14 protein-coding genes are annotated in these 12,946 nt (G+C 33.4%); 4 read left to right on the top strand and 10 right to left on the bottom strand.

The window, feature by feature from the left end; translation table 11 throughout:
• Positions 1–75: 75 nt before the first annotated feature.
• From C3L50_RS05270 to trmD, 6 genes are all read right to left on the bottom strand, one after another.
• Positions 76–441 carry an iron chaperone gene (locus tag C3L50_RS05270; RefSeq protein ID WP_243400340.1) on the bottom strand — a complete coding sequence of 122 codons (366 nt, stop codon included), beginning with the start codon at positions 439–441 and terminating at the stop codon, positions 76–78.
• Between the two features lie 10 nt (positions 442–451).
• Positions 452–1,279 (bottom strand): VOC family protein, encoded by an 828-nt coding sequence (locus C3L50_RS05265; protein WP_262496677.1) that lies wholly within the window; start codon positions 1,277–1,279, stop codon positions 452–454.
• 30 nt (positions 1,280–1,309) lie between these two features.
• Positions 1,310–1,726 carry an SRPBCC family protein gene (locus C3L50_RS05260; protein WP_103805091.1) on the bottom strand — a complete coding sequence of 139 codons (417 nt, stop codon included), beginning with the start codon at positions 1,724–1,726 and terminating at the stop codon, positions 1,310–1,312.
• Positions 1,727–1,841: 115 nt separating this feature from the next.
• On the bottom strand, positions 1,842–4,064 hold the full coding sequence (locus C3L50_RS05255) for an NADP-dependent isocitrate dehydrogenase (RefSeq protein WP_103805090.1): 2,223 nt from the start codon (positions 4,062–4,064) through the stop codon (positions 1,842–1,844).
• A gap of 291 nt (positions 4,065–4,355) precedes the next feature.
• Positions 4,356–4,706 carry a 50S ribosomal protein L19 gene (gene rplS, locus C3L50_RS05250; protein ID WP_103805089.1) on the bottom strand — a complete coding sequence of 117 codons (351 nt, stop codon included), beginning with the start codon at positions 4,704–4,706 and terminating at the stop codon, positions 4,356–4,358.
• Positions 4,707–4,892: 186 nt separating this feature from the next.
• Positions 4,893–5,567, bottom strand: a complete 675-nt coding sequence (gene trmD / locus C3L50_RS05245) for a tRNA (guanosine(37)-N1)-methyltransferase TrmD (RefSeq protein ID WP_103805088.1) — start codon at positions 5,565–5,567, stop codon at positions 4,893–4,895.
• Positions 5,568–5,769: 202 nt separating this feature from the next.
• Here trmD and C3L50_RS05240 point away from each other — a divergent pair, with 202 nt between their 5' ends.
• Both C3L50_RS05240 and C3L50_RS05235 read left to right on the top strand, forming a co-directional pair.
• The gene (locus tag C3L50_RS05240) at positions 5,770–6,129 is read left to right on the top strand and encodes a cupin domain-containing protein (protein ID WP_103805087.1); all 360 of its coding nucleotides are present in this window, start codon (positions 5,770–5,772) and stop codon (positions 6,127–6,129) included.
• A gap of 86 nt (positions 6,130–6,215) precedes the next feature.
• A complete protein-coding gene (locus C3L50_RS05235) occupies positions 6,216–7,148 on the top strand; it encodes a peptidylprolyl isomerase (protein WP_103805086.1) in 933 nt (310 codons plus the stop codon).
• Positions 7,149–7,343: 195 nt separating this feature from the next.
• On the opposite strand, the gene C3L50_RS05230 is transcribed toward C3L50_RS05235, so the two are convergent.
• Both C3L50_RS05230 and C3L50_RS05225 read right to left on the bottom strand, forming a co-directional pair.
• Positions 7,344–7,724, bottom strand: coding sequence for a PUR family DNA/RNA-binding protein (locus C3L50_RS05230; protein WP_103805085.1), 381 nt, complete (start codon positions 7,722–7,724; stop codon positions 7,344–7,346).
• A 70-nt stretch (positions 7,725–7,794) separates the two neighbouring features.
• Positions 7,795–9,555, bottom strand: a complete 1,761-nt coding sequence (locus tag C3L50_RS05225; protein ID WP_103805084.1) for an ABC transporter ATP-binding protein — start codon at positions 9,553–9,555, stop codon at positions 7,795–7,797.
• 157 nt (positions 9,556–9,712) lie between these two features.
• Between C3L50_RS05225 and nusB the strand changes: the two genes are divergently transcribed.
• Positions 9,713–10,624 carry a transcription antitermination factor NusB gene (gene nusB, locus C3L50_RS05220; protein WP_103805083.1) on the top strand — a complete coding sequence of 304 codons (912 nt, stop codon included), beginning with the start codon at positions 9,713–9,715 and terminating at the stop codon, positions 10,622–10,624.
• 43 nt (positions 10,625–10,667) lie between these two features.
• On the top strand, positions 10,668–10,940 hold the full coding sequence (gene yajC / locus C3L50_RS05215; RefSeq protein ID WP_103805082.1) for a preprotein translocase subunit YajC: 273 nt from the start codon (positions 10,668–10,670) through the stop codon (positions 10,938–10,940).
• A gap of 72 nt (positions 10,941–11,012) precedes the next feature.
• On the opposite strand, the gene C3L50_RS16205 is transcribed toward yajC, so the two are convergent.
• Entirely contained in the window at positions 11,013–11,441 is a 429-nt protein-coding gene (locus C3L50_RS16205; protein ID WP_133158849.1) for a hypothetical protein, read from the bottom strand.
• Positions 11,442–11,603: 162 nt separating this feature from the next.
• The gene (gene pepT / locus C3L50_RS05205) at positions 11,604–12,851 is read right to left on the bottom strand and encodes a peptidase T (protein ID WP_103805081.1); all 1,248 of its coding nucleotides are present in this window, start codon (positions 12,849–12,851) and stop codon (positions 11,604–11,606) included.
• Positions 12,852–12,946: the final 95 nt, after the last annotated feature.

Below are 12,946 nucleotides of genomic sequence, written 5' to 3'. Positions count from 1 at the left end.
CTATAAGCAGGAAAACAAACGTTAAAGTTTTATAAAGTTTTTAATGGTAAACAACAATTTAGCTTATTGCTTGGCTTATTTTTTAGTTGATTTTATTAGGTTTTCATTCATCCTAAATTGAACTATTCTTGAAATTAAATCTAATGGTAAAGGCTTTGTCAAAGGGAATTGAACCGAACCTTTTCCTTGTTTGTAAATCGATAATTCTTCCTTGAATTGAGAGTGTCCCGTTGGTGTAGCGTAAAAACCGATGTGATTTTTATAAGCTGCAAAGTAAACCAACATTCCGTGATATTTAAATGCAGGCATATTATAACTGATTACTTCTTCAGCTTTTGGAGCAGCTTTTTTTATGATTTGCCGCATTTGCTCCAAAAGAACTTGAACATCTGGAGTTTGAACAGAAATATAATGGTCTATATCTTTGAAAATGGTCTTCAAAATAGTTGTTTTAGGTATTTAACAAAGTTTCGATATCAAACTTTTTCATTTTCATAAAAGCTTGAACGACTCTAGGTGCTTTTTCGGGATCGGACATCAATTCACTTAAAATGGTTGGTACAATTTGCCAAGAAACGCCAAATCTATCTTTGAGCCAGCCACACTGACTTTCGCTTCCGCCTTCAGTTAGTTTTGTCCAATATGAATCAATTTCACTTTGATTATCGCATTCCACAACCAACGAAACCCCCTCGTTAAATTGAAAATGGTGTTCGCCCAAACCATCCATCGCAGCAAATAATTGGTTTTCTAAGGTGAAATTACCAAATTTTAAACTTCCGGCTTGTTGCTGATCTTCAGATTCATCAATACTCAAATTTTGTATTTTTGAATTGGGGAAAATGGAAGTGTATTGTTTTATAGCTGCTTGAGCTTTGCCGTATTGTTCTCCAACAAATAGAAAGCAAGGCATTATTTTCTGTCTATTTGGCGGAATTTCCCCCAGCATTAATTGCCAGCAAACGCCAAATTTATCAGCAACAAAACCATATTTTTCACTCCAAGGATATTGGTCTAAAGGCATCATTATAGTTCCTTCTTTTGATAGCTGGTTCCAAATAGATTCTATTTCTTCATTGGTTTCACAAGTGACAAAAAGAGATATGGATGGATTTATTTTGAACATTGGTCCACCGTTTAACCCCATAATCAATTTACCTTCAATTTCAAAACGCACCACCATTGGAGTGTTATTTATTATTTTTGAATTTTTGAAAATGGAACAATAAAAATCGGCTGATGCTTTTGCATTACCATCAAACCATAAGCAAGGATAAATAGGCTTTTTTATCTTAGTTTTTTTAAAAGATTATTTTTCAGTGTAATTTTTAAAATTATTTAAAATAGCTTGCCAACCCATTTTTTGCATTTCAATGGGATTTTCGTTTTCGGCTTCAAAAGTTTCCGTGATTTGGATTCCACTTTCGGTTTGTGAAAATGTAATATCTACTTTTCTGTCATCCAAAGTGGTGTAACCAATTTTTTCATTGGTTATTACATCAGTATAAATCCCTTCGAAATCAAAGCCAAAACTGCCGTCTTTGGCTTCCATTCTGGTGAGGAATTTACCTCCAGTTTTCAGATTGTTTTCGGCTCGGGTGGTGTGCCAATCTTCAGAAGCAGTGCACCATTTTGTGATGTCTTCGGGATTTGTCCAGAATTCCCAAATTTTTTCGATGGGAGCTTTTATAAGTGTTTCTACAGTAATGGTTTTTTTTGCTGTCATTTTCAGAAGTTTGTTTTTAAAATCTGTTGGATATTTTTTGGTTCATTCAAATATATAAAAAAAAAGACGACCCGAAAGTCGTCTTTATTAGTGTTCTATAATTGTAAAAAAACATTTATGCAATTTTTGCCAAAATAGAATTAAATGTTTCACTAGGTCGCATTGCCTTGCTAGTCAATTCAGGATTAGGTTGGTAGTAACCACCAATATTTTGTGGTTTTCCTTGTGTTCCAATTAATTCGGCATTGATTTTTGCTTCATTTGCGAAAAACTCGGCAGCGATTGGAGCAAATACGGCTTTTAATTCGGCATCTTTATCTTGTGCTCCCAAAGCTTCTGCCCAGTACATCGCCAAATAAAAGTGTGATCCACGGTTGTCAATTTGTCCTACTTTACGAGCAGGAGATTTGTCATTTGCTAAGAATTTTTCAGTGGCAGCATCAAGGGTTTCTGCCAAAACAAAGGCTTTCGAATTGTTTAATGTTTCTCCAATATATTCTAAAGAAGCACCTAATGCCAAAAATTCACCTAGAGAATCCCAACGTAAATAGCCTTCTTCTACAAATTGTTGTACGTGTTTAGGAGCAGAACCTCCAGCACCAGTTTCAAACAATCCACCACCATTCATTAAAGGAACGATAGACAACATTTTTGAAGAAGTTCCTAGTTCTAAAATTGGAAATAAATCAGTTAAATAGTCACGTAAAACATTTCCAGAAACCGAAATGGTGTCTAATCCTTTAATCATTCGCTCCATTGTAAAATTGGTAGCTTCAATTGGATTCAGAATTTGAATATCTAGACCAGTTGTATCGTAGTCTTTTAAGTATTTCTCGACCTTAGTAATTAATTCTCTGTCGTGTGCTCTGTTATTGTCTAACCAGAAAATTGTTGGAAGACTAGTCAAACGAGCTCTATTTACTGCCAGTTTTACCCAGTCTTGAATAGGAGCATCTTTGGTTTGGCACATTCTAAAAATATCATTTTTTTCAACGGCTTGTTCCATCAAAACAATGCCATTTGTATCTACTGCACGAACAATTCCGTCTTCTTTAATTTGGAATGTTTTGTCGTGTGATCCATATTCTTCGGCTTTTTGTGCCATCAAACCTACGTTTGAACAGCTTCCCATTGTTCTTGGGTCAAAAGCTCCATGTTTTTTACAAAATTCAATCACAGCTTCAAAAACACCTGCATAACAACGATCTGGAATAAGAGCAAGAGTATCTTGTTGTTTTCCTTCTTTGTTATACATTTGTCCAGAAGTACGAATCATTGCAGGCATTGAAGCGTCTACAATTACATCAGATGGAACGTGAAGATTGGTAATTCCTTTGTCTGAATTCACCATAGCCAAAGCGGGTCCGTTTTCTATTGCTTTGTTTATTGCAGCTTCAACTTCGGCTTGTTGTGGATTCCCAGCAATTTTTGCATAAACATCACCCAAACCATTGCGGGTATCAATATTTAATTCGGCAAATAAAGTGGCGTATTTTTCGAAAACATCAGCAAAATATACTTCTACAATAGTTCCAAAAATAATAGGATCCGAAACTTTCATCATTGTTGCTTTCAAGTGAACTGAAAACAAAATGTTTTTCTCTTTAGATTCTTTTATGGCTGCAGCAACAAAGCTTCTTAGCTTTTGTATGTTTAATACAGAACTGTCAATAATTTCAGCTGATTTTAATGGTGTGCTTGCTTTTAAAACGGTAACAGTTCCGTCTTTGGCAACGAATTCAATTTTCATATCATTGGCTTCAGTAATAGTTGCTGATTTTTCACTTCCGTAAAAATCACCACTTTCCATCGAGGCTACTTTTGATTTAGAATCAGCAGACCAAGCTCCCATTGAATGCGGATTGGCTTTTGCATAATTCTTAACTGCTTTTGGAGCTCTACGATCAGAATTTCCTTCGCGCAAAACTGGATTCACAGCCGAACCTAAAACTTTAGAATATTTAGCTTTGATAGTTTTTTCTTCTTCATTTTGTGGATCTTCAGGAAAGTTTGGTAAGGCATATCCATTCGCCTGTAATTCAGCAATAGCTGCTTTTAGTTGCGGAACAGAAGCAGAAACATTAGGTAGTTTTATGATATTGGCTTCTGGAGTTGTGGCTAGTTTTCCTAGTTCGGCCAAAGTATCTTCTGTTTTTTGGTCTTCATTCAAATAATCAGAAAAGTTAGCTAAAATTCTTCCTGCTACGGAAATGTCTCTAGGTTCGATTTCGATATTGGATGTTGCTGTAAATGCTTGAACAATTGGCAAAAAAGAATAAGTGGCTAACAATGGAGCTTCATCGGTTAGCGTGTAAAAAATTTTAGATTTTGTTGACATTTGAATAAAAATTGTTTAGTATTTATTTTGGGCAACAAATGTAAGAAAAACGTTTTCGTAAATCGAAAACAATCTCAATTAAGTTTGCTTTAGCCCTAATATTTATGAAATTATGATTTTTTAATTTGCTAAAAGAGAATTGTTAAATATTCGCTTCTAAGTTTTATTAAATTGAAAAATGGAAAATGGTTGAAATCTTTAATTTTGCTGATTATATTGTAAAGTATTTTGATTTTTGGTCAAAAAAAACTCCCAAATAAATTGGGAGTTTTATAACAAAGAGATAGTTGACTATCTTCTTTTATCTCTAATTTTAGCTTTTTTACCAGTAAGTTGTCTGAAGTAGAAAATTCTAGCTCTACGTACAGCACCTTTCTTGTTGATTTCAATTTTTTGCAAAGCTGGCAAGTTAACTGGGAAGATACGCTCTACACCAATTGCACCTGACATTTTACGAATTGTGAAAGTTTCTGTGTTTCCAGAACCTCTTCTTTGAATAACAACACCTTTAAAAAACTGTGTTCTTGTTTTTTCACCCTCTTTAATTTCATAGAAAACTGTGATTGTGTCTCCAGCTCCAAATTCAGGGAAATCTTTTCTTGTTACGAATTCGTCTTGAACGAATTTCAATAAATCTGCCATTTTATTTTTATTTTATGGTTTTAAAAAGAGCAACATTCACGGATTTCGCCAGAGGTTGGTCTAATGAGGGCGCAAAAATAATTATAAATTATGAATTATGAATTATGAATTACGATTTTTTTTAATCTTTTTATTGATATTTTCGCATAACGTTATTTTCAGACTTTTGAACTTTGGACTTTCAGACTATTCTAGCAAATCCGGTCGTCTATTTTTAGTATGTTCATAAGCCATATCTTCTCTCCATTTGTCGATTTTGGCAAAATTTCCGCTGGTTAAAACTTCTGGAACTTTCCAACCTTTATAATCCGCAGGTCTTGTATATATTGGGCCTGATAATAAATTATCTTGGAAACTATCCGTTAATGCCGAAGTTTCATCACTCAAAACACCTGGAATCAATCGAATTATAGAATCGCACAACACCAAAGCACCCAATTCTCCGCCACTCAAAACATAATCGCCAATCGAAATTTCTTTGGTAATGAAATGATCACGAACGCGTTGATCCACACCTTTATAATGACCACAAAGAATGATAATATTTTCATACATCGACATTGTGTTGGCCATTTTTTGGTTCAAAGTATCACCATCTGGCGACATATAAATGATTTCGTCGTAAGTTCTTTCGCTTTTGAGATGTGTAATACAATCGTCAATCGGCTGGATATTCATTACCATTCCAGCACCACCACCATACGGATAATCGTCCACGCTTTTTTGTTTATTGGTCGTATAATCTCTCAGATTATGAAAATGAACTTCCACAATTCCTTTGTCAATAGCACGTTTCATTATCGAAGCCTCAAACGGACTTCGCAATAATTCAGGTAATACGGTTATAATATCTATGCGCATTTTTTTTTCTTTTCTAGGATGCAAATGTACAAAGTTTTTTTTCAGGAGCTATTTCCAGCTATTCGTTACAATCTCCCGAAGAAAAATCGGGAGGATTTCCACTGCTATCTGGGCTAGGAATTGGTGTGATAAATTTCATTGTTTCTTAATTGAAAAAAATTACTTTTACAAGAACGAATTTTAGACACAAAAACAATAACATATGCAAAGTTTTGGAGCAAGTAAAGAATTTATAAAAGACGATGAATTCGACTGGGAAGTAGTGGGAGAAGGCATCAAGCGTAAAATAATGGGGTATGATGATACGATTATGATGGTCAATGTTCTTTTCGAACAAGGATCAATTGGAACGCCTCACGAACATTATCATTCGCAAGTAACTAATGTAGCCAAAGGAGTCTTTGAAGTAACTATTAATGGTGTGACCAAAGTAATGAAACAAGGCGATTGTTTCTATATTCCGCCGCATATTATTCACGGTGTGGTTTGTATTGAAGATGGTTTGCTTATAGATGTTTTTAGTCCAATTCGCGAAGATTTTATGCAAAAAATGACTTATTAAAAAGGGAATTTTAAAAATCACTGTATTTGCAAATCGTCAACTCTAATTATTTTTGTAAATTTGCACCTCAATAAAAAACAATAAAAATGGAAAACGGAATATACGCTAAATTCAATACCGCAAAAGGGGCGATTTTAGTAAAATTGACACACGATTTAACACCAGGAACTGTAGGGAATTTTGTAGCACTCGCAGAAGGAAATATGGAAAACAAAATAAAACCACAAGGACAAAAATTCTATGATGGTTTAAATTTTCATAGAGTGATTCCAGATTTTATGATTCAAGGAGGTTGTCCTCTTGGAACTGGAACTGGTGATCCTGGGTATAAATTTGATGATGAATTTCATTCAGATTTGCGTCACGATGCGCCAGGGGTTTTGTCTATGGCAAATTCAGGGCCAGGAAGTAATGGTTCTCAGTTTTTTATTACGCACGTTGCAACTCCGTGGTTAGATGATAAACACACTGTTTTTGGTCATGTAATCGAAGGTCAAGATGTAGTGGATGCTATTGCTCAAGGCGATAAATTAGAAACTCTTGAAATTATTAGAGTAGGAGCGGAAGCGAAAAATTGGAATGCAATTGAAGCTTATGTTGGTTTGAAAGGAGCTCGATTGAAAAAATTAGCTGCTTTGAAAGCAGAATCTGAAGCTAAAATGGAAAAATTAGCAGCAGGTTTCGAAAAAACAGAATCAGGATTGCGTTACCAATTCATTCAAAAAGGAAATGGAAAACAAGCTGAAGCCGGAAAAACAGTATCTGTTCACTACGAAGGGTCATTAGAAAACGGAAAAGTGTTTGATTCTTCCTATCCAAGAAAAAAACCAATCGAATTCAAATTGGGTATTGGTCAAGTTATCGAAGGTTGGGACGAAGGAATTGCTTTATTGAAAGTTGGAGATAAAGCTCGTTTTGTTATTCCATCTGATTTAGGATATGGGCCAAATGGTGCTGGAGGTGTGATTCCACCAAATGCAACCTTAATTTTTGATGTAGAATTAATGGATGTAAAATAAAATAACGATAGAGACATTGCATTGCAACGTCTGTACTGTTTTGCATAAATATATCTAATCCCAAAGCGAGAGTTTTGGGATTTTTTATTTAGATGTTTTTGGAGATACATTGCAAAAAAAAGTCCAAAAATCTTGCGACTTTTGGACTTGGTGGTTGGGTTTGGTTAGTTATTATTTGGTTTATTGAATTAAAATCTAAATATCTTCAAATTCGATATTGGTAAAACTAGAAATAGAAGGGATTTTTTCTTCTTCGATTTTGTCAAAATCATATTCTTTTTTATAATCTTTTTGGTGTCTTTCAGAGATTACTTCTTCACCTTTGTGGTTCAAAACGTAAGAAGTCATTTCTTCTAAAATTTCGGCGAAAGCTACAAAATCTTCTTTGTATAAATATATTTTGTGTTTTTTGAAGTGAAATGAACCATCGGTTTCGGTAAATTTCTTGCTTTCGGTAATTGTAATATAATAATCGTCTGCTTTTGTAGCTCTTACATCAAAGAAATAGGTTCTTCTTCCAGCTCTTAAAACTTTAGAAAAAATCTCTTCTTTTTCTAACATATCATTTTCTCTCATAATCCTTCGGTCAATTTGTGGTTGTTAAGTACTACTCAAAAATCTAAAAAATATATGTATTACACAACAATTATTGCAATTCTTTTTCAGAAAGTTGTTTAAGGTATAAAGCGGCATAATACCCCTCCTGATTTAGTAATTGATTATGAGAGCCTTGCTCAATAATTCGTCCTTCGTCAAGGATAATAATACGGTCTGCATTTTTGGCCGAAGATACTCTATGGCTCACAATTATGGTCGTTTTGTCTCTACAAATTTCCTCGAGATTGTTCAAAATGGCTTCTTCGGTTTCGGTATCAACCGCAGATAGACAATCGTCGAATAATAAAATTTTAGGATTTTTGATGATGGCTCTCGCAATCGAAACCCGTTGTTTTTGTCCACCTGAAAGTGTGATACCTCTTTCGCCTAGAATGGTATCATATTGTTTGCTGAAACCGATGATATTGTCGTGAACTACTGCGTTTTTTGCAACTGCTTCTATTTCATCGTCGGTTGCGTCTTCTTTGCCAAACTTGATGTTGTTTTTGATGGTATCTGAAAACAAAAAAGCATCTTGTGGCACAATTCCAATGCTATTTCTCAAATCGAATAAATTGACTTTACTAATTTCTTTTTTGTCAATAGTAATTTGACCTTCTGATACGTCATAAAGTCTTGAAATCAGTGAAATAATAGTTGATTTTCCTGAACCGGTTTTTCCTAAAATAGCCAGAGTTTCTCCTTTGTGAACAGTAAAGCTGATGTCTTGCAAAGCTTTTATGTTGGTGTCTTCATAAATATAGCTTACATTTTCGAAAGAAATTGCCCCTTCAATTATCGATTTTTCTGAGGTATTATTTTGTATTTCAGGAACAATTTTAAGGAATTCGTTGATGCGTTTTTGCGAGGCTTCGGCTTCTTGAACCATTGATGAAACCCAACCTAATGAAGCCACTGGCCAAGTCAACATATTTACATACAGGATAAATTCGGCGATGGTTCCAATGCTTTTGATGGTTCCGTTGATGTACATTAATCCACCAAAATAAATTACAACTAAGTTGCTTATTCCGATCAGAGCCATCATTAAAGGGCCAAATAAGGCTTGTACTTTTGCTAAACTCAAGCTTTTGTGTTTACTTTCGTTAGACAAATCAATCATATTATTTTGATGTTGGTCTTCTAATGAATAGGCTTTTATGACTCTAATTCCTGAAAATATTTCTTGAGTGAAACTCGAAACTTTAGATAAATATTGTTGAAAAATAGTGCTTCTTTTATTGATTTCAGAACTTATTTTGAATATAGCATATGACAAAATTGGCAATGGAAGCAAGGTGTACAAAGTCAATCGTGGCGAAACATTAATCATATAAATGATTACAATTGTAAAACGAATAATGGTATTTATGGTGTACATTACGGCTGGACCAACATACATTCTCACTTTCGAAACGTCTTCGCTAATTCGGTTCATCAAGTCGCCAGTTCGGTTCTGTTTGTAGAAATTTTGCGATAGATTTTCGTATTGTTTGAAAACTTCATTTTTTAAATCAAATTCGATGTGACGCGACATTACAATTAGTGTTTGACGCATTAGGAAAGTAAGGAAACCAGCAATTATTGTTGTCGCAATTATCAATAAAATATTAGTAACTAATTCGTGTTGAATGATTGCTTTTGTAACTGTTTTATCTTTTGCAAATGATTCGATTATGGTAAACGATTTACTTATTAATTTAGGCGTAAACAAAGAAAAAATTTGTGCAACTATAGTAATAATGATGCCTAATAAAAAGCTGTATTTGTATTTTACAAAATATTTGTTTAAATATTGTAATTCTTTCATCTGGATTTTTCTTCTTTTATGAATTTCAAAGGTAATAGGAAAATTAGATATTTTTCAGGTTTAATTCTGTTTTAAAAAATGAAATTCTTATTTTTGCAAACTAATTTAAAAAAGTTCTTACAAGGTGGTAAATAGAAGACATATTCGCGTTAAGGTTATGCAATCCATATATGCGATGCATCAAAATGGGTCAGATAATTTAGAAAAAGAAGAAAAATTCCTTTTTTATAGTATAGACGCTATTCAGGATTTATACCTTATAATGCTTTCCTCATTGATCGAAATTTGCAAGAAAGAATCTGTTTTTTTGCATAAGTCTAGCCAAAAACATCTTGCCACTCCGCAAGAGCGCAAACCCAACGAAAAATTTATAAAAAACGCTATTTTTCAAATACTTGCCGAAAATAATTCGTTGAGTATTGCTCTGGAAACGCGTAAAATAGACAATTGGGCTTTGAATGATGATTATATTTTAATTCTTTTGGATGCTGTTAAAAAGAGCAAGTTGTATGCAAATTATATGAGCAATGCCGTTAACACATTCGAAGAAGATAAGGAATTTATTGTCAATTTGTTTGAGCAGGTTATTGTTCCAAATGAAAAATTATACGACTATCTAGAAGACAATAAACTAACTTGGATTGATGATATTCCAGTTGTAAATACTGAAATTATTAAGCAATTAAGAGCAATAAAAGCTGTTGAAGGCGGTAATTTTAGAGTTGTAAAATTATTCAAAGACAACGAAGACAAGGATTTTGTTAGAGATTTATTCCGAAAAACAATTTTGAACGAAAAGGAATTGGCAAAAGAATATGTAGATAAAACTCCAAATTGGGACAGCGAAAGAATTGCCGAAATTGATACGATTATCCTTAAAATGGCTATTTGTGAATTGTTGAAATTCCCTTCGATTCCTGTAAAAGTTACTTTGAACGAATACCTAGAATTAGCCAAAGAATATTCAACACCAAAAAGTAGTATTTTTATTAACGGAATTTTAGATAATTTGGTCAAAGAATTAGAAACTAACGATCGTATCAAAAAAATCGGACGCGGATTAATGTAAATAAAATGTAAATAAAAATTAAATAAAAAATTAAATAAAAATTATGGGAGATTTATTAAAGTTTTCGCCTTATCTAGCTTTGTTTGTGGTTTTCTATTTCTTTATGATTAGACCACAACAAAAAAGAGCCAAACAAGAAAAAGAATTTGAAAGTGCTTTGAAAGTAGGCGACAAAATCATTACTAAAAGCGGACTTCATGGCAAAGTTGCTGAACTTGCTGAAACTACAGTTGTAATTGAAACAATGGCTGGAAAATTAAAAATGGAGCGTTCTGCCATTTCTATGGAAATGAGTGCAGCTTTGGCTAAAAAATAGTTTTTGCCTACAATAAAAAAATCCCAAATTCCAATTCTAATTGGAATTTGGGATTTTTTTATTTTAAAACAATTATTTCTTTTTGTTTTTCTTTGCTTTTTTAGATTTAGCTTTGGCTTTTTTCTCTTTGAGTTTAGCTTTGAGTTTGGCTTTTTTGGCTTTCTCTTTTTTAGCCTTCTTCGCTTTTTTAGCTTTAGCCTTTGCCTTTGCTTTTTCTTTAGCTTTTTTTTCTTTTTCCTTAGCCTTTTCTTTTTTCTTGTTTTTTTTCTTTTTCTTGGCTTTTTTTATGTCCTTTTCAATTAGTGCATCCAATTCTTCCAAAAAGGGTTCTATTTGATTTTCTTCTGCATCAGATACAGTTTGTGTAATTTCTTCAACTGCTTCAACTTTTTCAACTTCTTGACTTGATTTTGTTGCTCTGCTAGTTCTAGGTTTTTTAGGTTTGGGAGTAGTTACTTCTTTGATTGTTTCGTTTACAATTTCTTCTTTGTTTTCTTCCATAATTTATATTTTTTAGGATTGATTTTTTTAAGGATAAGTTAATTGTAATCAAAGATAATCATTAAATCAATTTCTTAATGTTAAGTTTTTCCTTAATTATTTATTCAAAAAAAGCCATCAAATTGATGGCTTTTTGGTAATTCAGTTGAATTTATAATACTATTACTTGACAATAGTTTTAGCTGTCAATTCGGCAATTCTTACAATCACATCTACTGCTTTTTGCATACTTTCAGCAGGAACATATTCGTATTTTCCGTGAAAATTGTGACCACCTGCAAAAATATTTGGGCAAGGCAAGCCTTTGTATGATAATTGGCAGCCATCTGTTCCGCCACGGATGGGTTTTATTATTGGTTTTATCTTCAATTCTTTCATTGCTGTTTCGGCAATATCTACAATATGTTTTACAGGCAATACCTTTTCTTTCATATTGTAGTATTGGTCTTTTACTTCGGCAATAACTATGTCTTCGCCAAATTGTTTTGCGAATTTTTTATTGAATTTTTTGGTAATTTTTTCAATTAAATCTTTTCGTTTTTCAAATTTTTTCTTGTTATGGTCTCGAATTATAAGTTCCAAAACAGTTTCTTCAATGCTCCCTTTTAGGTGATGCACATGAAAAAAACCTTCATACCCTCTTGTTTCTTGAGGTGTTTCTCCTTTTGGTAATTCGTTAATGAAATCATTGGCGATAAGCATAGAATTGATCATTTTTCCTTTGGCATAACCCGGATGAACACTTTTTCCTTTGAAAGTAATTTTAGCTCCAGCGGCATTGAAATTTTCGTATTCCAGTTCGCCTACTTGGCTTCCGTCCATTGTGTAAGCCCAATCGCAGCCAAATTTTTCTACGTCAAAATGATGTGCTCCACGTCCAATTTCTTCGTCAGGAGTAAATCCAACTCTAATTTTTCCGTGTTTGATTTCAGGGTTTTTGATTAGAAATTCTATTGCTGTGACAATTTCGGTAATTCCAGCTTTATCATCGGCTCCAAGAAGTGTGGTTCCGTCGGTTGTAATTATCGTTTGCCCTTTGTATTGTAATAAATCCTTGAAATATTTGGGTGATAAAATAATGTTTTGGTCAGCATTTAATAGAATATCGCCACCATCATAATTGGGAAAAATTTGAGGTTTTACATGGGCTCCTGTAAAATCGGGTGTGGTGTCAAAGTGTGCAATAAATCCAATAGTTGGCACTTCGTGATCTACATTTGATGGTAAAGTTGCCATGATGTAGGCTTTATCGTCAATTGTAACGTCTTGCATTCCAATTGTTTTTAGTTCATCGACCAATTTGTTGGCTAAATCCCATTGTTTAGCGGTGCTTGGAGTAGTTTCAGAATTAGGGTCAGATTCGGTATCAATGATGACGTAGCTTATAAAGCGATCTATAATATGTTGCATAAGATTGTATTTTCAACAAAGATACAAATCGGAATGATTGTGCAATGAAAAGTTAATCAAAGATGAGTTTTTGATTTTAAAAAGAAACCGATTCA

The organism is Flavobacterium alvei (assembly GCF_002920895.1).
GTDB classification, from domain to species: domain Bacteria; phylum Bacteroidota; class Bacteroidia; order Flavobacteriales; family Flavobacteriaceae; genus Flavobacterium; species Flavobacterium alvei.
Note: the sequence above shows the minus strand (reverse complement) of the source record. Positions and strands in the feature narration are given on the sequence as shown.